Genomic DNA, 18,778 nt, shown 5'->3' on the forward strand with positions numbered 1-18,778 from the left:
GCCCTAACCCGCCCGCGCACCCTCCGCTGAGCAAGTGCACGCTTTCGGCATCAGAGTGCACGTAATCGACACCGGAGTGCACACTTTCGACACCAGAGTGCACGCTTTCGACAAGGGAGTGCACGTAATCGACACCGAAGCGCACACCAACTACCGAACACCCACGCCCCTGCAATCCCTGCACTTTGCCTTTATTTGAAGTATTGATCTACCACATCTTCACTAACTTCTTCCAATGTGCGGTACGTGTATTGTGGATTGTTGTCCTTTTTAATAAGAACAGACTCGACTCCTCGGTAGAAGTCGTCTGCTTTTAAGAAGTTCATCGCCAGAGTCGCGTCCGCTTCCAATACCTTTTCCAGTGACTGGTGTGCGCTTTCTAGCATATGTCGCAAAGTTACTTTTAAAGAAACGGGAGATTTCGATTCAAGCGTGTCAGCGGTTTTCATTGCAAATTCTCCGCCAGAGTCGCGTAGCTTTTTCACGATGTCTTCGACTTGATGTAAATGAAAGAATTCATCGATGAGTGTTTGCTTGGCGGCGAGTGCACTCGGTTTCGGTTCTCCACTCACGTCTTTGAGCAGTTGATCGAGTGTTTCTCTTGGCGCATCAATGTTCATCCAGTTCTTACTGCGAAGCGTTTCTTCTACACAGGTGACATCATCGACGTAATAGTCTGCGGCACCGATGTAGAGAGCATCTTCTGCTGGGATGACCTTAGCGGTTAAAGCAAGGTACGTTCCGGAGTAACCAGGAGCTTGATTTAGGTAATAAGCAGCGCCGACATCTGGAAAGAAGCCAATGTTCATTTCTGGCATGGCCCACTTCGTATTGTGCGTGACGATGCGGTGACTTGCTCCTTGAGACAAGCCGACGCCACCACCCATTACGACACCGTGCAAGAGAGCAACGATCGGTTTTTTGTAGTTGGCAATATCAGCATCCAGCGCGTACTCATCGAGGAAAAACTGACGGGCTCGCTCAAAATCTTCGTCGCTCTTATTCGCGTTTGCGAGTGTCTTAATGTCACCGCCTGCGCAAAAACCTTTTTCGCTGTTTCCTTTTAGAAGAATTACTTTGACGTGGTCATCGTTCTTCCAATGTTCAAGCTGCTCTTGAATCGTTTGGACCATTTCATGATTAAGGGAACCGATTGCTTTCGGTCGATCCAATTCCAAAGTAGCCAACCCTCGATCATTTACGTGAACGTTAACGCTCATTCTTTTCACTTCCTTTTCCGTAGTATGCATCATGGTATATCAATGCAAGATCTATGCCCGAGTAAGCGTTGCCAAATGTTTAGCGATGCGACGAACATTCTCTTCGGCTTGCTCTTCTAACTCGGCTCGTTCTTCTGTCGCATTGTAAAACGTATGTTGACTTGGCAAGTGGTCTGACATGCTTAACACAGCAATCGCTTCCCGCCCGTATTGAGCAGCAATGGCAAGCGTTGCAGCCGCCTCCATTTCAACACCGGTATGACCAACAGCAGCCCAGCGTTCAATCATCGGTGCCGTTTCATAAATGTAGCTACCTGTGGTGACAATTGAGCCTAGTCGGTAAGCAATGTTATTTTCTTCACAAAACGCTTGGGCAGCTTCCAACAGTGCTGGGCTCGTCTTCGCAGGCCCGTACTTATCCGACACGCCGTCGTCTTTTTCCGCAGATGTTACGAGCAAGACTTCTCCATAGGTTAAGTCAGCCTGTAGTCCTCCGAAGTAGCCGGTTTGAATGAATCGTTCACAGCCACAAATGGCGAGAGGGTGCACAACCGTGGCTGCCATCGGACTGCCATACACATTTGCATATGCGATATTTTTGTTCTTCATATTACCAAATCTTAAGTTCCACGCTGGTGCACGAGATTGATCGAGCGTTCCTTCCCAATAAAGCAAATTCGTCTCATGAAGAAACTCTCCATGAATAATTGTCGAAGTTGGAATGTCCGACTCTTGTAAATTCAACGAGCGAAGCCAATCTTCCTTTTTAAACTCTCCGTATAATGCCATGATGACCCCCGATTGCAGAAAATTATAAAGATGATGTACACTTACTATATTATCAGAAAATTAGTGGAAATGAGGTCCAAACCGCAAATGATAAAAGGAAACCACGTGGAGTTACGAGCACCAAAAAGAGAAGAGTTAGAGACGATGATTGAGTGGAGGAACGATCCGCTACTTGCCAAGCTTGCGGCAGGAACGAATGCCCACCTTTGGTCAGGTCTGACGATTGAGCAAATGGAAAGCTGGTATGGTACTCATTACCAACAAGCCAATTCACTAGAAAAAGGAAGAATCTATTCAATCTATCATGAAGATCGGTTTATCGGGTATTGTGATTACCGCGAGTACCACCCATTAACGAACAGTTGCACGGTTGGTATGGTTATTGGTGACCGTGATTATTGGGACCGAGGATTTGGTAGCGAAGCGATGCAACTGCTTGTAGAGTATTTGCATAAAACCATTGCGGTTCGTCGCTTCCAACTAGACACGTGGGCAGGCAACATTAGGGCGATCAAATGTTATGAGAAGTGCGGGTTTCAGATTGAAGGTACGCTTCGTGACAATGAATGGGTGGACGGACAGTATGAAGACACGGTTTTGGTGGGTTTACTCATGGACGAACACAAGAGCTGATCGAGGAAATAATAGCCCAGTATTTGAACATAGAATTGCCGCTTGCGCGAGGTTAGAAGCGTAAATCTTACCGCACTTGATGCAATGATTAGATTTTTCCTGATTTAAGAAATTTATGATTGAAAATTATATCTATCAATATTTTAATTAAATAATGTTACGCAGCTGCTATGTTCGCTTCAGCATCGAACCGAGCGAGCCACGCGAATAGGAACTTCCGACATCCAGGTATTAGAAATTTGATTTTAAGTTTTCACCTGCTCTCTACCGATGTTGAGGTAGTGTGTGCTCAGCAACAGTTCTAACTGCATAACATTTGGTTATTTTTAGGAGATTGGCGATCTAGATCACACCCCAAAACGATCTATATGCAATGAACTTAGCATTTTCTTGATTTGCACTGTTGGGTGGAGGGGGTAGCGCGGTGCTGGGTGCCATTTTGCGCGCAGATTCTGGCTGAAGTACTAACGACACGTCGGCCCCGCAGGCCGAAACGAAACCGCACTCGATTCGGCGCGGCTCGCGCCGACGTCTTGTGGGTACTTCGAGGCGGGGATGTACACATGACCCGGTAATCTGTTACCGAGTTTGCTCATTCTGTTCCCTAGTTTATGAGAATAGAAGGCTTCCCCCGCGATTTTCCTCAACTTGAGAACAGTTCGGTTGCAACTCGAGCACAGTTTCCATTTTCTAAGTTTACAATTGGTTCTTAATGAAATTCTTTCGTTCAACTTATCTAGGTCGATTTAGAACACCGCAGTCAAGCTGATGCTCGCTAGTCTATGAACGTTCGTTTCTATGGACGTCAACGCTGTTTATTCATATAAACCTCAGGAGTTCGCAACTATCGGTCCCACCGGCGCCGAAGATACACCGACCGGACGTTGGCGTGACTCATGAAGATGTCTCACTAGCCTTTATGGCAGAAAAGAGTCGCAGAATTTTTATGCCGAGAGAATGGTAAGGAGGTTTGATGAGTTACAATTTCAAGCACTAGTGAATTTCTTGAGTGCAGTTTATATAGAAATCGCACTACAGAATAATGATATGCTCACGCCAAATGGAACCCTTCACATAATTCGGCTCAGCTAGCTCATGCTAGCTATTGTATTTTTCGATGACAAACGGGGGTGTCTCTGCCGTCCTTGTATAAACATCCACCTCAAACACCAAGCACTGTACGCGCGGTAAATCGAAAGTTCAATCTCTATCTAGTTTCAAAAAAACTTGTCTCATCAAGCATTTAGCTGCGAAATCAATGATTTATTTTGCTCCTAAACAAATGTATAAATTTTTTTTTGAGAAAAACTATTGCATTTTCGTTGTGGAGATCATATAATATATTTTGTCAGCAAGAGACGTAAGCGTCCGGCCCGTTGGTCAAGGGTTAAGACACCGCCCTTTCACGGCGGTAACGCGGGTTCGAATCCGCACGGGTCACCAATAATTATCTATAGCAATATAAAGGCTCCAGCAAACGATTTTGCTGGTTTTATCATTTACTTATACTCTTATGGAGGGGTAGCGAAGTGGCTAAACGCGGCGGACTGTAAATCCGCTCCCTCAGGGTTCGGCGGTTCGAATCCGTCCCCCTCCACCATTTCACATGCGGGAGTAGTTCAGTGGTAGAACACCACCTTGCCAAGGTGGGGGTCGCGGGTTCGAATCCCGTCTCCCGCTCCATTGCTTACCGAATCGTTTTGTGATAACATAGTAAATGTTCCCAGTTTGCGGGTGTAGTTTAGTGGTAAAACCTCAGCCTTCCAAGCTGATGATGTGGTTCGATTCCCATCACCCGCTCCATACATATGAACTCAAGAGAGTAGAACAACCTTGTTCCGCTCTCTTTTTTATGTTTTACTAACCGAAAAGGTCTCTCCCTTTTTAAAAAATTATTAAGATGATACCCACCCTTTGATCCCGTGGTACACTAAGAAGGTTGCGAACTATTTTGTGAATAATGAAGACCTCTTTACTATTTATACAATCAAAAAAATAAATGAAACCTATACATAGACAGGGACGTAATCATACAGAACGGACGTAAGGCGGGATAGGGATGGACGATTGGTTAAAGCAATGCATAAAGGAAGTGAAGGCCGGAGACCCAGAGGCTTTTGCTCAAATTGTTGAAGCGTATAAAGATAAAGTATATCAAATAGCCTATCGCATGGTCGGCAACGCCCAAGAAGCACAGGATGTTGCACAGGAAGCCTTTATCCGTGCCTACACGAACATCGACCGGTACGATACCAATCGGAAGTTTTCGACGTGGCTGTTTCGAATTGCTACCAATTTAAGTATCGACAAGCTCCGAAAGAAAAAGCCGGACTACTCGCTAGATGCTGAGGTGAGCGGGACGGAAGGATTGGATGGGTACTCGCAATTGGCGGCAACAGACGCCCTTCCAGATGAGCAAGTCGTGACCCTTGAATGGCAAGCGTCGATTCAAGAAGAAATCAATGCACTTCCTCCTAAATATCGCGCTGCGATTATTCTTAAGTATATGGAAGACCTCTCCTTGCAGGAAATGAGTGAAATTCTTGATCTTCCTGTAGGTACGATAAAAACCCACGTTCATCGGGGACGAGAGGCACTAAGGAAGCGATTGAAAAAATGGTAGTAAGGGGGAAAGGCAACATGAGCTGCAGCAGTGAGCGTATTCAGCGATATTTCGATGGTGACTTAACCCGGGATGAGCGAATGCAACTGTATGAGCATTTGCGTGAATGCGGAGATTGCAAATCCCATTATGATGAAGTGAAGAAATCAATTGCGCTCGTACAGAGCGCTTCACATATTACCGCGCCTTGTAAGTTTACAGAAAGCGTGATGGATGCATTGCCGAAACGAAAGAAACGCTCTGTTGCTTGGAAGCGCTGGTCAAGAAACCACCCGATGCTCGTGGCGGCTTCTGTATTCCTTGTGCTCATGTCCTCGATGGTATGGGTAAACTGGTCCGGCATGAGTGGAGATGACGTCATGGTCCGAGGAGCGACTGGCGACGTGCATGTGAATTATGAAACGAACACCGTCATTATTCCTGAAGGCGAAACCGTTGCAGGAGACTTAACGGTTACGAATGGGAATGTTGACGTACAAGGTGAAGTAGAAGGTGATCTCACCGTCATTAATGGTGAACAATATATGGCATCTGCTGGCAATGTTGCGGGCAATGTCGAAGAGATTAATGAAATTCTTTCGTGGATTTGGTACGAGACGAAATCGCTTTTCTCAGGCTTGACGACTGGGGATGATTCGTAAGCATGGAGTGATGCGTTCGTGCATCACTCCCCATTAAGCGGGAAGAATGTACAAAAATGCATCCGGGTACGAATTGTGCCGGGTCGCTTTTTTGTGTTTCCTTCTAAATCCTCCAAAAAACGAAATGCGTTAATTTCTCACGATTCTTCCGCTAAAATTCCGTAGTTTTAGGCGGTTTTTATTGGAAAATCGTGTAACGAGGGATTACGATTGTCGTAGGAATAAGTGTAGTGGAACTCGTTTCTACAATCAGGAGGGATAGGAGAAACTTGCCAGAGATATACTGAGGATGGGGCGGCGCATTGGAAATGATAACATCGGGTTTCAGCTATGTTATAATGGTTGCGTGCTAACCTCTCGAGGTTTCTCGTTTATATCCTAATGGGAGGAAGATCAATGTTTGGTGAGGATTTCGAACTTTTAACGTGGATACGCAGAATTGTTGATATTTTGCTCGTTACGTTTGTTGTCTATAAATTAATTTCGATTGTACGTGGTACAAGAGCGGTACAATTACTAAAAGGAATTACGGTTATTCTAGCTGCCGGTTTTCTGAGTAACTTCTTCGGTTTACATACGATGTCATTTATTATGAACTTGGTGATTACGTATGGAGTCCTCGCCATTATTATTATCTTCCAACCTGAAATGCGAAGAGCATTGGAGCAACTAGGAAGAGGGCGTTTATTCGGACGAGGCCCAACACCAGAAGAGCAGAATTCCGTTAACACGATTGAAGCATTAATGAAGTCATTGAAATACATGGCGAAGCGTAGAATTGGCGCCTTGATTTCCATTGAAAATGAAACGGGAATGAACGACTATATTGAAACGGGTGTGCCAGTGAAAGCTCAAATTTCTACAGAGCTCGTCACCAATATCTTCATGCCTAACGCCCCGCTTCATGACGGTGCGGTGATTATTAAGAACAACATATTAGAAGCAGCGGCTTGTTATTTGCCTCTTTCTGAGAACCCGTTTATTTCAAAAGAACTTGGCACAAGACACCGGGCTGCGATTGGTGTGAGTGAAGTAACCGATGCAATTACAATAACGGTTTCTGAAGAAACAGGAGCAATTTCTGTAACGAAAAACGGAGAATTGCACCGGGATTTGGACGATGATACGATAAGGAAAATGTTGGAAAATCAACTTCTAAAAAATACGAAGTCATCGAATGCATCATTCTGGCAATGGGGAGGGCGAAAAGATGGATAGGCTCTTCAATAATCACTGGTTTTTAAAGTTTGTTTCTTTGCTTATTGCAACGATGCTCTTTCTTTTCGTCAACCTTGAAGATGTTGGAAATCCAGGTACGACGCCAGTTATGAGTACCGAGCAGATCTCCCTCAGCGAAGCAGAGCTCCAAGTGTATTACGACAATGAGCAGTATGCGATTGCGGAGATTGATGATGACATTGACGTAAGGGTGTCAGGAACACAAAGTGCGCTGACGCTATTCCAAGTAACCAACCCTTCCTATGAGATTTATGTTGATTTGGAAGGGTATGCAGAAGGGGTTCACACAGTAGATGTAGAGACGGCGAACTTCCCGAGTGGGTTGACGGTCAGCGTCGAACCGAATACGGTGCGAGTCGTACTTGAAGAACGGCAGTCGGTCACGCTTCCGGTGGAAGTGGAATTAATGAATGAAGATCAAATAGCAGAAGGACATACTGTTGGTGAGCCAGAAGTTACGCCAGGAGAAGTTGAAGTCAATGCAGGCGCCTCTGTTCTGGACAACATTAGTTCACTGCAAGCGTTCATTGATGTTGCGGGTGCCGAAGAGACGATTACGCAAACGGTTGATGTCATTGTGTATGGTCCATATGGTGAACAGTTGGATACGAATGTGGCACCAGAGACAGTAGAAGTTGAAGTTCCGATCATACGTCCTTCCGCTGAAGTGGCGCTTGACTATGACATCGAGGGAGACTTGCCGGAAGGACTCGAACTCATTGACATGAGCATCGATACAGAAACGGCGACGATTTATGGCCCAATCGACCAAATCGAAGATATTGAATCCATCTTTTTAGGAACGCTTGATTTGTCGGGTGTGACCGAAAGTGAAGTCCGGGAAGTCGAAGTGCCCGTTCCAGATGGTGTAGAGCACGTTCGGCCGGAAGTGGTCACACTTGAAATTGAAGTGACAGATGCTGAAGATGTGATGAGTATAGAAATGCCACTTGACTTCGATAACCTGCCTGCGGGATTCGATGCGGCAATACCCGCAGGAGAAGCTGAAACATATACAGTCAACGTACATGGGGATGAAGAGGAATTACAGGAGTTTAGTGAAGAGAACTTACGCCTGTATATCGATTTTGAGGATGAACAATTGGAAACTGGGGAAACGCGTAAACCTATTCAAATCGAGGGTCCAAATGACTTTGATTACTCGGTAGAGATCGATGATGTGCCTGTTGAGATAACAGAAAGCGATTAGTTGAATAGTTTATAACAGGGTAAGCATGAAGGAGAGATATTGAAATGGGTAAGTATTTTGGCACAGATGGTGTAAGAGGTGTAGCAAACACAGAGTTAACCCCGGAGCTAGCGTTCCGCTTAGGGCGTGCCGGTGGGTATGTGTTAGCCAAAGATGACAAGCAGCCGAAAGTGCTAATTGGGAGAGACACGAGAATTTCTGGAACAATGCTTGAAGGCGCATTAGTCTCAGGGCTGCTCTCGATTGGTGCAGAAGTTATGAAGCTTGGTGTCATCACTACACCGGGTGTTGCCTTTCTTACGAAAGCTGTGAATGCGGAGGCAGGGATTATGATTTCCGCATCACACAACCCAGTAGAAGACAACGGCATTAAATTCTTCGGCAGTGATGGATTTAAGTTGTCACGAGAGCAAGAGGAAGAAATCGAAGCCCTTGTTGATCAAGAAGACACGCTCCCACGTCCGACAGGCACCGGTCTAGGAAGTGTAAGTAGCTACTACGAAGGTGTCCAGAAGTACGTTCAATATTTAAAACAAACGAGTGATGAAGAGTTTACAGGCATCCACATTGCGCTCGATTGTGCACACGGTGCAGCTGCTTCTGTCGCACCGAGGATGTTTGCAGACTTAGACGCAGACATTTCCACCATCGGTAATAGTCCAGATGGAACGAACATTAATGACGGCGTGGGTTCTACCCACCCTGAAAAGCTCGTACAACTCGTGCGTGAGAAAGAAGCCGACATTGGGCTTGCCTTTGATGGAGATGCGGATCGCCTCATTGCTGTTGATGAAAATGGACAGCTAGTAGATGGCGATAAAATTCTTTATATTTGCGGGAAGTACTTGAAAGAAGAAGCGATGCTTGCCCACAATACCATTGTAACGACGGTCATGAGTAACCTTGGGTTATACAAAGCGTTAGACCAAGCAGGTATTCAGTCAACGCAAACAGCCGTTGGTGATAAATATGTGATGGAAAGAATGCGTGAAGGTGGATACAGCCTTGGCGGTGAGCAATCTGGGCACATTATTTTCCTCGATCACACAACAACGGGCGATGGTATGTTAACCGCTGTGCAACTTGTGAATATCATGAAAGTGAAAGGCAAGAAACTTTCGGAGCTCGCTGCAGAAGTTCAAACCTTTCCACAGAGATTAGAGAACATTCGTGTCGTTGATAAACACGCAGTTCAAGACAATGATGCTGTGAAAGAAATCATTGCAGCTGTCGAGACGCAAATGAATGGGAATGGCAGAGTTCTCGTTCGTCCGTCTGGGACTGAACCACTCGTTCGTGTGATGGTCGAAGCAGAAAGTGACGCACTATGCGTACAATATGTAAACGAGATTTCAGCAGTCATTCAAGAGCAGCTCGGAAATCAGTCATAACACTAATTGTGGGGCTGATTTCTACTCAGCCTTTTTTGATTGACGCTCGTCTCAAACGTGTAGTACGATTGCCATGTTATTCAAACATAGAAAGGAGCATCGGGATTATACAAAATAGATTCATAAGCGCCCGGACTGTTTTGGACGAAGATAAAACAGTTGACGAGGAGGAGGTTTATCGAACATCGGCGGATACCTCCCGGTTATATGTCATGACCGCAAGCGTGTACTGAAAACGAAGAGGCGACTTTTCGTACAAAGAACACACATTGGCACATGTGAATTTAAATAAACGGAGCGGGGACGTGTGACAACTGTCCCCAGTGAACAGCATTGTCCTCGTCCCCATAATGGAGGAATCATTTATGTGTGGAATCGTAGGCTATGTAGGATCACAAGCGGTGAAAGATATTTTATTAAAAGGGTTGGAAAAGCTTGAGTATCGCGGATATGACTCTGCAGGGCTCGCAATCGTAGACGAGCACGTAGAAGTTGTGAAAGAAAAGGGACGCATCGCGACCCTTCGCGAAAAAGCAGACATTCAAGACCCGAAAGGCACAATCGGTGTCGGTCATACACGTTGGGCGACGCACGGTGTACCCAACATTACGAATGCGCACCCTCACCAAAGTACAACGGAGCGCTATACACTTGTACACAATGGTGTGATTGAGAACTTTGAAGAGCTCAAAGCTGAATATCTTCAAGGTGTGAATCTCGTCAGTGACACAGACACAGAAGTCATTGTACAGATCATCGAAACGTTTGCTGCAACAGGCATAAGTACAGAAGAAGCGTTCCGAAAAACGCTTGCTTTGTTGGAAGGATCTTATGCCATTGCCCTTCTTGATGAAGAGGACCATGACACGATTTATGTCGGTAAGAACAAGAGCCCGTTGCTCGTTGGTCTTAGCGACGATGCCAACGTTGTCGCGTCTGACTCAATGGCGATGCTTCATGTGACGAAAACGTTTGTTGAACTGATGGATGAAGAAATGGTGATCTTAAACCGTGATGGAATCCAAATCAAAAAGCTGGACGGTACGCTGGTTGAGCGCGAATCATTCGAAGCAGAATTGGATGAGAGCGACACGGAGAAAGGGACGTATGCGCACTTCATGCTCAAAGAGATCGATGAGCAGCCATTCGTCATCCGAAACATCATCCAGCAGTACCAAGATGAGGACAATGAGATTAAACTGTCCAAAGATATTCGTTCAGCTGTAACCGAAGCGGACCGCATTTATATTATTGCTGCGGGCACGAGTTATCACGCTGGCCTTGTCGGTAAAGAATTGCTTGAGAATGTTGCGGGTATTCCCGTTGAAGTGCATATCGCAAGCGAATTTCTATACAACCAGCCACTCTTGTCAAAACAACCGCTGTTCATCTTCATTTCTCAAAGTGGAGAAACGGCAGACAGCCGCGGCGTGCTCGTAAACGTCAAACGAGCGGGACATCCGTCAGTAACGATCACCAATGTTCCTGGCTCAACACTTGACCGTGAAGCTGATCACGCCTTGTACACGTATGCCGGCCCAGAAATTGCCGTCGCTTCAACGAAAGCATACACGGCGCAAATGGCGGTATTATCGATCTTGGCGATGGATGCTGCCCAAGCAGCGGGGATTGACAGTGACTTTGATGCGATTCATGAATTGAGCATCGTTGCCAATGCAATGGAGACACTTACCGATTCCAAAGACGACATGGAGCAGATCGCCCGCGACTTCTTGCTAGAGACGCGCAATGCTTTCTTTATCGGAAGAGGGTTTGACTATCACGTCGTTCAAGAAGGCGCATTAAAGCTTAAAGAAATCTCATATATCCAAGCCGAAGGGTTTGCAGGTGGCGAATTAAAGCACGGCACGATCGCGCTCATCGAAGAAGGAACACCGGTCATCGCACTGGCTACTCAAGAGAGCGTCAACCTGAACATTCGCGGCAACCTCCAAGAAGTCGTTGCCCGCGGCGCCAACCCGTGCGTCGTCAGCATGGAAGGCACGCACCGCCCAGATGACCAAGTCGTTGTACCGAACGTGCACAACTACTTGACACCGCTCGTATCCGTCATCCCGCTCCAACTCATTTCTTACTACGCAGCCCTACACCGCGGCTGTGATGTAGATAAACCACGTAACCTCGCTAAGAGCGTTACCGTAGAATAAAGTAGTGAGCCGTCCGCGTTGCGGGCGGTTTTTTTCATGAATAATTATAGATCACGCAAGTCAGTCCCCGTCATTCGGGCTTTCAGCATTTAAGTTTGTAAGCTGAGCGGCTTGGGGGTAGGGTGCAATCATCGGATGATTTTATATGGAGTGAATTAAGAATATTATATAATCGCAAACTTACAGCATGCGTAGCATAGTAGTAAAAAAACCGATAGGTTTAAGTGACGATATTGCTGATGGCGCGATAAAAAGTAAGAGAGTAACTGATAAGTATTTAGATGCTAAACCTAATTGGGGCGCAAAGACTAAAGCAACGATCTGCCAAGTTTGTTCTGCCACAATGATACCACTGAAATGTTAAATGCCCTTAAGTGGGTGGTAATTCGCGTATGATATCGTTGTATTCTTCTACAGTCAAAGTTCCTTTCTCCCTAATCTTGTAATCAATATGAGAAAACGTGTCACTAATCTCCTCTAAGAATTGTTCTTCTTCTTCGCTTAACCCTTGTGGTGAGTTAAACTCATACTCTTCACTCGTTTCACCAATAATAACTCTATGTAACTTACCCCACGGCTCTAATGGGCTAGGACTGCTCATTCCGTTCTGAAAGAATGAGGGCCCTTCACCCACAAATTTTCCAGTTGTTTTACCTCCATTAACAAATGGTGGTATGATTCATCTGTTTGATGTTCTAAGTGCAATTGAGCTGCATATGAAGCCCCGCTCACCTGACTCCTAAATTCACTGATATAAGAAGTAAATCCATGAATTCGATTTTGCTCTTCATTAATTAGAAATAAATTAAATATGAGACTTACTGCAAAGCCCACACCAAGAACTCCGATTACAATATTCTTCATCAATAACGTCCTCGTTTCAATATAGAATGAACGTGATATTTTCCTAATTGCGCAGTTTGTTGTTGCTTTTCACTGCAGGCGGATGCTTGTACTCCAGAGCACAAGGGCAACATCGGTGGTCAAAAGACGCCCACCGTATTTTCTTGACACTCTAGAGCATAACGACGAAACGGTTCACGTTTCTGGCCTACTGGTCATGGTGTGGAAAGAAGCCGAAATGACCCATATATTCATTTTTGTGACACTTGGGAAAGAAAATCATGATTTTAAACGTGAATGCGCACATAAACGGTGTCAACTGTCACAAATCGTGCGATTTGTGACAGTTGCGTGCCGAAAGTGCCCGGTTTGAGGCTGGATTGTCACATACGTGACAGGAGATCACGCGCTTGCGTCAGGTGGTGACCATCGGTCACGACTTTTTACCATTCAGCAAACGTCTTCTATGTTTCCCGCAACCCTTGCAGTAACGAACAACGATCGGTAGGCGTTTGCCTTTAAAGACCGATCTCGGTCATCGGATTCAGTGAAATTCTTTCGTTCAACTTATATAGATGGGTTTAACTTTACAAATTCTGAACTACAGTGTGTGTACAGGGGAATGTACTCCGGAATACTAGGTATTCAATTGATGTTTCGTTCATTAACTTTTATGATAATAATGTGTATTCAATATATTCAGGGGGGATATAATTCTTTCTTGGAGTGATTAAGACTTTTGTTAGTTATATCATTAGTTGTCACAGGCTTCCTAGTGTATTCTATTTTATAGTGGACAACAGGTAGTGGTGTTATTGTATCGAACGATGTTATAACACGCAACTCGGTTACATCTCATTTACAGGAACTATATATTCTAAAAGTAGTTATTGCCATAGCTTTGTTAACAATAGGCTTGGCTGTAATTTTTTTCGTTATATTTCAGGTGTAAAAGAAAACAAAGGGGAGTAATACTCTTTCATTAATTGAATTCCTCAGTACAAAAACCTATGAAAGAAATCCTCACTCCTCCATCTCTAATTCCCAGTGAACTCAATTCTCTCAACACCAAATTGCTGCGGCGGTAAAGAGTCATTTCTGCCGACATACTCATCATAGTAAACGGTAATATCATCACCAACTTCAATTTCTTCATGCATCTCAGGTGGAACAGAAAAGATAATGGTAGTTTCGTCTTCATTTCCTTCATTCTCTTGTTCAACATAAACCCACTTAAAATTATTGTTTGCTGACGTTATTTCCGTTACATTACCAGAGAAAATGGATAAGTCATCATCGTTACACGCGGCTAAAAAAATTATTAGAATTAATGGCAACAGTATACGCATTGGAAACCTCCCTTATCAGTACGGGTTCGTTGGAGACCCATTCAAGATATTTAGAGAACCCGAGGTGTTAAAAGGCCAGCTTAAATTGGTAAGAAGACATACTGGTTGTTAGAAACCAATACCCATTCACATCCATCGATAAAACAACGGATTAACTTAATTAGTACTAAGTAAGAATCCAACTCGTTTTGCAAAACGTGACGAGAAAGTTTGCAATGAGGGAGGGCTTTTAAAAAATCATGAATAACTTAATGGGATCTATATTTAGCATAGTTCAATTTTTTGAAGGGGACGATTGACTATTGCGAATCTTTTCTGTGAGTAAAACCGTAGTTAGAGAGAAGCTTAGCACACGGAATGATGCAAAAAGACTTCAAAAACGAGCATCTTCAATTGTGCAAAGGAGGATTAGTTTTATGGATGCCATCGCATATATACTAGGAGTATTTTTAATAATGATTGGATTTTTAATTGGTGTAAAGAAAAAGCTACACTTGCTCTCATTCGTTTGGGTTGGTTTTTCAGAAGATCTCGTCACGAGCTCTAGAGACCGAGTAGCAAAAACAATCGGAACCATGCTCATCGTTGTTGGCGTCGTTCTACTGCTAGGACACTGTTGGAAGGGTTGATAGGAGAAATGTGGACGGCGATCGTGAGTGTTGTTCTTATAGTAGGATCCGTCATAGCTACTGGGGTCATGGTTTTCAAAATGGAGAGTGGCGATAACTGAGGTTTCTATTTGCATTAGCTAGTCCTTGTCGTGAATGTAACGGGCCATCCGAAAAAAGAAGATGAATACATTTAAAGATATTGTTGCAAAAAAAGAGGAAACAATCTTAGAACAGATGCTTCCTCTTTCCTGGTTTTTAATCTTCGCCATCAGCTTTATCATCCGGAGTTGCATCGTTTACCGATATAGAGTTCGTGCTTACCCCGTCTTCTAACGACCCGTCCATCGATGAGAATCCCGACAACATACTTATCGCAAGCACTAATACGAATAATGATGAACTAATTTTTTTCATGATTAGCTACCCCCTATATGGTTTAATTTTCTTGCAAATTCCATGGATTGTCGTAAATATACTAGCGCTTTGCTCGTCTGATTAAATTGTGACTCAAGTATTTCAGAGACAGACTCACAAGCTTCATGAGCTTCAAAATACAATTCACGTTCAACCATCATATCTATTCCTTGATCAATCGTTTCGTAGCACACCCCCATTTTATGGAATAATCCTTCAAGAATGATAAGTTTTGCTTGTTGTTCGACAAGATGAAATCGATTAAGGGAGCTTTTTAGTGCGGATAACTTGGTAAGACCAAGCTCGATCTCTCCTAATCGTATATGAATGACAGCTAAATTAAAATTCGATTTTATTTGGAGAGTCGTGTTATTACTCATATCATCAAGAGAGGATATTATGACTTGCTTCGCATGGTGGTAATGCTTATAACGCATTAGGTGTAGTCCATATGTGCGCTTTACGATCCTGTTGTGTTGGTGATCCCCTTTGAGGTTTCCATTGCCTTTAAAAACATCCGCTCTGCATCTTCTATCTGACTTAACTCTGAATAGATTGCTGCAATGTAGTTTTGACAGTTTGCAAGTTTATAACGTAATGGCGGTTCTAATTCATAGATGAAAGCTGCCGACTCGAAGTAACTAAAGGCAGCAATGTTTTGATGAAGTCGATAATAGATTTGCCCAAATCGATAAAAGAAGTTGGCTTGTTCAATAGAGTCAAGATCAATGAGTGCTGTTTCTGCCTCACGGTAGCAGTCCAAAGCGGTCATATAATTATTGTTGTTAAAATGTATGATTCCTTGGTTTGAGAAGAACAGGTACTTGTGAAAATCATTAAAAAACATTTCTCCGACAGCATCAACCAAGTATTCTTTTTGCCGGATAGGGTGATTTCGCAAAGTACCGATCACTAATTGGTGGCGAAATTCAACAAGGCTGTAGATTGACTCAAAGGCTTCTGGTAATGGTTCGTTCTGTAATTTAGAACGAATGCTAGAGCGGTATTGTTCCGCTTGATCAATGTCTAACAATCCGACAAACTTAAACCACATTTTCATTTTATCTAGCAACGCAATTTGTGAGTTTTGATTCATGCTTCACCTACATATAAGACGTAAAGGTCTAGTGCTTTTCTAGTGTATATGATAAGCGATTTACATTTATATTCCTACAATAATTGCAATTTCTAACGATTTTTCTCTCTGTATAGCTAAAATTAGACAAATATTGACAAGGTATATATTTGAAGTTGAATGAGGAACTAGAATTTCTATCGGGAGGGAATAAAATTTTCGCTTTGTAAAGACAAAGAACCCTAGCAAAAATTGGCTAGGGATCGATTAGGCCAAACTATTCTCATTTAATCAGTAACTTCACGATAAATCACTTCCTCTGCTTCTTCCAGTGCGGTTACTTTCACGGGTTCTTCAGTTACCGTGTCATACCCAAATGAATTCACTTGTGCACTGTCGGCATTTGTTGATTCTGATAAACGGTTTTGGTAGGTTTGGATCTCTTCTGATGTCGCTTCTTCAATCGGTACGGCTTCAACTTCAGTAGCCTCAATTTCATTGGAAATTTCAGCGGGGTCAGTCGCTTCATCATCAGTTGAGATTCCAAGTAGGAGTGCACTACTGATGATCGTTGTTGGGTAAAGAAGCCATTTATTCATTTAGCAAACCTCCGTATTTGTATGGGTCGTTCTTATACGTGTAGACGTAAATGAGCAAATATTGTTGCGGATGATTCGCAACAATATTTGCCTTCTAGCGTCTAAACCAAAGAGGGAGGGTAGCTACGATGTATGAGGATAATATTCTTGTAGAGCAAGCTTTGGGCGGGGATGATGGGGCAGTTGAGCAACTATATTTTAAGTATGTGGACTCTGTTTTTCGCTATGCTTATGTTCATCTCGGAGATTACCACGATGCAGAAGAGTTAACGCAAACGGTTTTTTGGAAATCAATGCAGGGTTTACATAAATTTAAGAGGCAATCTTCTTTTAAAACGTGGTTATTCTCAATCGCCTACCGTGCAATCATAGACCAATCCAGGAAACAGAAACGTCAACGTTTTCTAAAAAAAAGGTTAGAGGACTTAGAACTTAGGATGCCACAACGGGCGTCTGTTGACCGACAAGTTACAGCAAAGGAAAGTTACGATGAAACGATCTCGTTGTTACAGCAGTTACCTGAACAATACCGCATGGTACTTTTCCTTCGTTTTGTGGAGGAGAACTCTATAGAGTCAACAGCAGAAGTAATGAAGCGTTCATACAAATCGGTTCAGGCGCTCCAGTATCGGGCGCAGAAGAAATTGATGGATCTCGCACGTAAGGAGGCTGAGCAGGATGAAGGATGAGCAGCGACCTACAGATTGGAATTCCTTTGAATCAAAGATGACAGCTATGAAGCCGTCAATGAAAGAAGAAGCGCGAATGAAAGGCTTGGCTTATGCACACGAAGCAGTGAAAGAAGCTAGAAAGCAACATCGTCGGCGCACTTTTTTGAAAAGGATCTTTATTCCTATACCGGCAGTCGTTGTGCTACTGTTCATGATTGCGCCCATCACGATCTGGTCACCAGGGGATGAGGAAGGGCCTTCAGGAAATGAACAAGAGGAAGAGGAGATTCATATGAACCCAGAAGAAGATGAGGCAGAGTAAATAGTCGCATACTCCACCTATGTAAATGGATTGCGTTGTCGACATGATATTAAAATAAACGGCTATGATTGTAGGTTAATCTTTCTTTGTGCATGTCCTTTTAAGGCGAAGAACAATGCTAAGCAGCTGATACCCAAAGCTGCGGACCATTGCGCGCCGATCGTTCGTTGCCAGATTTGAAATACATTCATAAATGCAATGACTACGGTGATTGAGCCGAAGGCGATGGCCAACCATTTAAATCGTTGTGCGAGTGATCGTTGCTTTTTCGGGTCGATGTTGACTCACTCCTTGTCATCATAAAGCCTTTTATGCCACGTTTTACCTTAATGGTAGTGTGAGTGGTGGGATTACTCTTAGCATTCCAAGATACTTGATCAAGAAAGAATACGATATTGGCAAGAACGAACGCTACCCTTTTTTCTAAGGATAGAACATCATGCGAATCACGTATATGTTCGGAAGTGTTAAACTGAACATTTATACAATAGCACTCAGGGTGTTAGTCACTCTCCATGATCACGTGTTAACGATTTGTATGTAAGATTAACATGAATTAGCATATTATGTCACCTCGCCTCGAAAAGGTATGGATCGTAATTGATTGAAGGAGCGAAGGTAAACGTGCAGGCTTTAGGGAATCATAATATTGACAGGTTCAGATATAGTTTGGAGGATGATGATCGGTTTTTCGAGTGAATAGGTATACCCAATTTCCCACACCGTGCCTGGGCCTTGTTCGTCATAAATGGCGACGACGGCGTCAGCGTATCGTATCGCTACTCGGTCGTCATCGAAGGTGACGCTGCGCCATTCCAGTGACCCGAATTCAAATTGTTCATTCTGATGTTCTCGGGGGGTAAACAGCCGAATTCCTTTCCCACGCAAAATGTCCTCGGTAATTTCAACTTTCTTCAATTGCTGTTCATTAAAGAAACCCGAAGCTAAGTAAATGTATGTAGACATAATCTCCTCCATAA

20 protein-coding genes and 4 tRNA genes are annotated in these 18,778 nt (G+C 43.8%); 14 read left to right on the forward strand and 10 right to left on the reverse strand.

The window, feature by feature from the left end; genetic code table 11:
• Window positions 1-191: 191 nt before the first annotated feature.
• The gene (locus JCM19037_RS12970) at window positions 192-1,220 is read right to left on the reverse strand and encodes an enoyl-CoA hydratase/isomerase family protein (protein WP_042401762.1); all 1,029 of its coding nucleotides are present in this window, start codon (window positions 1,218-1,220) and stop codon (window positions 192-194) included.
• 51 nt (window positions 1,221-1,271) lie between these two features.
• A complete protein-coding gene (locus JCM19037_RS12975) occupies window positions 1,272-2,009 on the reverse strand; it encodes a hypothetical protein (RefSeq protein ID WP_042401764.1) in 738 nt (245 codons plus the stop codon).
• 105 nt (window positions 2,010-2,114) lie between these two features.
• Here JCM19037_RS12975 and JCM19037_RS12980 point away from each other — a divergent pair, with 105 nt between their 5' ends.
• The 11 genes from JCM19037_RS12980 to glmS all read left to right on the forward strand — a co-directional run bounded on the left by JCM19037_RS12980 (window position 2,115) and on the right by glmS (window position 11,914).
• A complete protein-coding gene (locus tag JCM19037_RS12980; protein WP_193744757.1) occupies window positions 2,115-2,642 on the forward strand; it encodes a GNAT family N-acetyltransferase in 528 nt (175 codons plus the stop codon).
• A 1,370-nt stretch (window positions 2,643-4,012) separates the two neighbouring features.
• Window positions 4,013-4,085, forward strand: a tRNA-Glu gene (locus tag JCM19037_RS12985).
• A 72-nt stretch (window positions 4,086-4,157) separates the two neighbouring features.
• Window positions 4,158-4,242: transfer RNA gene (locus JCM19037_RS12990), tRNA-Tyr, on the forward strand.
• 8 nt (window positions 4,243-4,250) lie between these two features.
• Window positions 4,251-4,325 (forward strand) — tRNA-Gly (locus tag JCM19037_RS12995).
• Between the two features lie 47 nt (window positions 4,326-4,372).
• A tRNA-Gly gene (locus JCM19037_RS13000) sits at window positions 4,373-4,445 on the forward strand.
• 256 nt (window positions 4,446-4,701) lie between these two features.
• Entirely contained in the window at window positions 4,702-5,265 is a 564-nt protein-coding gene (gene sigW / locus JCM19037_RS13005; protein ID WP_042401767.1) for an RNA polymerase sigma factor SigW, read from the forward strand.
• Between the two features lie 17 nt (window positions 5,266-5,282).
• Window positions 5,283-5,906 carry an anti-sigma factor gene (locus JCM19037_RS13010; protein ID WP_042401769.1) on the forward strand — a complete coding sequence of 208 codons (624 nt, stop codon included), beginning with the start codon at window positions 5,283-5,285 and terminating at the stop codon, window positions 5,904-5,906.
• A gap of 396 nt (window positions 5,907-6,302) precedes the next feature.
• Complete coding sequence (gene cdaA, locus JCM19037_RS13015; RefSeq protein ID WP_042401772.1) at window positions 6,303-7,124, forward strand: diadenylate cyclase CdaA; 822 nt, start codon at window positions 6,303-6,305, stop codon at window positions 7,122-7,124.
• A complete protein-coding gene (locus JCM19037_RS13020) occupies window positions 7,117-8,355 on the forward strand; it encodes a YbbR-like domain-containing protein (protein ID WP_042401774.1) in 1,239 nt (412 codons plus the stop codon). Before cdaA ends, JCM19037_RS13020 begins: the two co-directional genes overlap by 8 nt.
• A gap of 44 nt (window positions 8,356-8,399) precedes the next feature.
• A complete protein-coding gene (gene glmM / locus JCM19037_RS13025) occupies window positions 8,400-9,746 on the forward strand; it encodes a phosphoglucosamine mutase (protein ID WP_042401776.1) in 1,347 nt (448 codons plus the stop codon).
• Between the two features lie 365 nt (window positions 9,747-10,111).
• Window positions 10,112-11,914 carry a glutamine--fructose-6-phosphate transaminase (isomerizing) gene (gene glmS / locus JCM19037_RS13030; RefSeq protein ID WP_042401779.1) on the forward strand — a complete coding sequence of 601 codons (1,803 nt, stop codon included), beginning with the start codon at window positions 10,112-10,114 and terminating at the stop codon, window positions 11,912-11,914.
• A 370-nt stretch (window positions 11,915-12,284) separates the two neighbouring features.
• Here glmS and JCM19037_RS13035 read toward each other — a convergent pair whose 3' ends face one another.
• The 3 genes from JCM19037_RS13035 to JCM19037_RS13045 all read right to left on the reverse strand — a co-directional run bounded on the left by JCM19037_RS13035 (window position 12,285) and on the right by JCM19037_RS13045 (window position 14,106).
• Window positions 12,285-12,515 (reverse strand): hypothetical protein, encoded by a 231-nt coding sequence (locus JCM19037_RS13035; protein WP_042401782.1) that lies wholly within the window; start codon window positions 12,513-12,515, stop codon window positions 12,285-12,287.
• Window positions 12,512-12,778 carry a hypothetical protein gene (locus JCM19037_RS13040; RefSeq protein ID WP_042401783.1) on the reverse strand — a complete coding sequence of 89 codons (267 nt, stop codon included), beginning with the start codon at window positions 12,776-12,778 and terminating at the stop codon, window positions 12,512-12,514. Before JCM19037_RS13040 ends, JCM19037_RS13035 begins: the two co-directional genes overlap by 4 nt.
• Window positions 12,779-13,794: 1,016 nt before the next feature.
• Complete coding sequence (locus tag JCM19037_RS13045; RefSeq protein WP_042401784.1) at window positions 13,795-14,106, reverse strand: hypothetical protein; 312 nt, start codon at window positions 14,104-14,106, stop codon at window positions 13,795-13,797.
• A gap of 416 nt (window positions 14,107-14,522) precedes the next feature.
• Between JCM19037_RS13045 and JCM19037_RS13050 the strand changes: the two genes are divergently transcribed.
• Window positions 14,523-14,735: a hypothetical protein gene (locus JCM19037_RS13050; protein WP_042401785.1), complete on the forward strand. Its 213-nt coding sequence runs from the start codon at window positions 14,523-14,525 to the stop codon at window positions 14,733-14,735.
• A gap of 237 nt (window positions 14,736-14,972) precedes the next feature.
• Here JCM19037_RS13050 and JCM19037_RS25835 read toward each other — a convergent pair whose 3' ends face one another.
• The 4 genes from JCM19037_RS25835 to JCM19037_RS13065 form a co-directional block, all read right to left on the reverse strand.
• A complete protein-coding gene (locus JCM19037_RS25835) occupies window positions 14,973-15,131 on the reverse strand; it encodes a hypothetical protein (RefSeq protein WP_193744098.1) in 159 nt (52 codons plus the stop codon).
• Window positions 15,132-15,133: 2 nt separating this feature from the next.
• Window positions 15,134-15,568, reverse strand: coding sequence for a hypothetical protein (locus tag JCM19037_RS13055; RefSeq protein ID WP_042401786.1), 435 nt, complete (start codon window positions 15,566-15,568; stop codon window positions 15,134-15,136).
• Window positions 15,569-15,591: 23 nt separating this feature from the next.
• Entirely contained in the window at window positions 15,592-16,227 is a 636-nt protein-coding gene (locus JCM19037_RS13060) for a tetratricopeptide repeat protein (protein WP_042401787.1), read from the reverse strand.
• A gap of 266 nt (window positions 16,228-16,493) precedes the next feature.
• Window positions 16,494-16,805, reverse strand: a complete 312-nt coding sequence (locus tag JCM19037_RS13065; protein WP_042401790.1) for a hypothetical protein — start codon at window positions 16,803-16,805, stop codon at window positions 16,494-16,496.
• 128 nt (window positions 16,806-16,933) lie between these two features.
• Between JCM19037_RS13065 and JCM19037_RS13070 the strand changes: the two genes are divergently transcribed.
• Together JCM19037_RS13070 and JCM19037_RS13075 are read left to right on the forward strand one after the other, a co-directional pair.
• Window positions 16,934-17,494, forward strand: coding sequence for an RNA polymerase sigma factor (locus JCM19037_RS13070; RefSeq protein WP_042401792.1), 561 nt, complete (start codon window positions 16,934-16,936; stop codon window positions 17,492-17,494).
• The gene (locus tag JCM19037_RS13075) at window positions 17,484-17,798 is read left to right on the forward strand and encodes a hypothetical protein (RefSeq protein WP_042401794.1); all 315 of its coding nucleotides are present in this window, start codon (window positions 17,484-17,486) and stop codon (window positions 17,796-17,798) included. The genes JCM19037_RS13070 and JCM19037_RS13075 overlap by 11 nt, the downstream gene beginning before the upstream one ends.
• Before the next feature lie 633 nt (window positions 17,799-18,431).
• On the opposite strand, the gene JCM19037_RS13080 is transcribed toward JCM19037_RS13075, so the two are convergent.
• Entirely contained in the window at window positions 18,432-18,764 is a 333-nt protein-coding gene (locus tag JCM19037_RS13080; RefSeq protein ID WP_193744758.1) for a nucleoside 2-deoxyribosyltransferase, read from the reverse strand.
• Between the last annotated feature and the right edge of the window lie 14 nt (window positions 18,765-18,778).

The organism is Geomicrobium sp. JCM 19037 (assembly GCF_000698105.1).
In the GTDB taxonomy this organism is placed as follows: Bacteria; Bacillota; Bacilli; order Bacillales; family Marinococcaceae; genus Geomicrobium_A.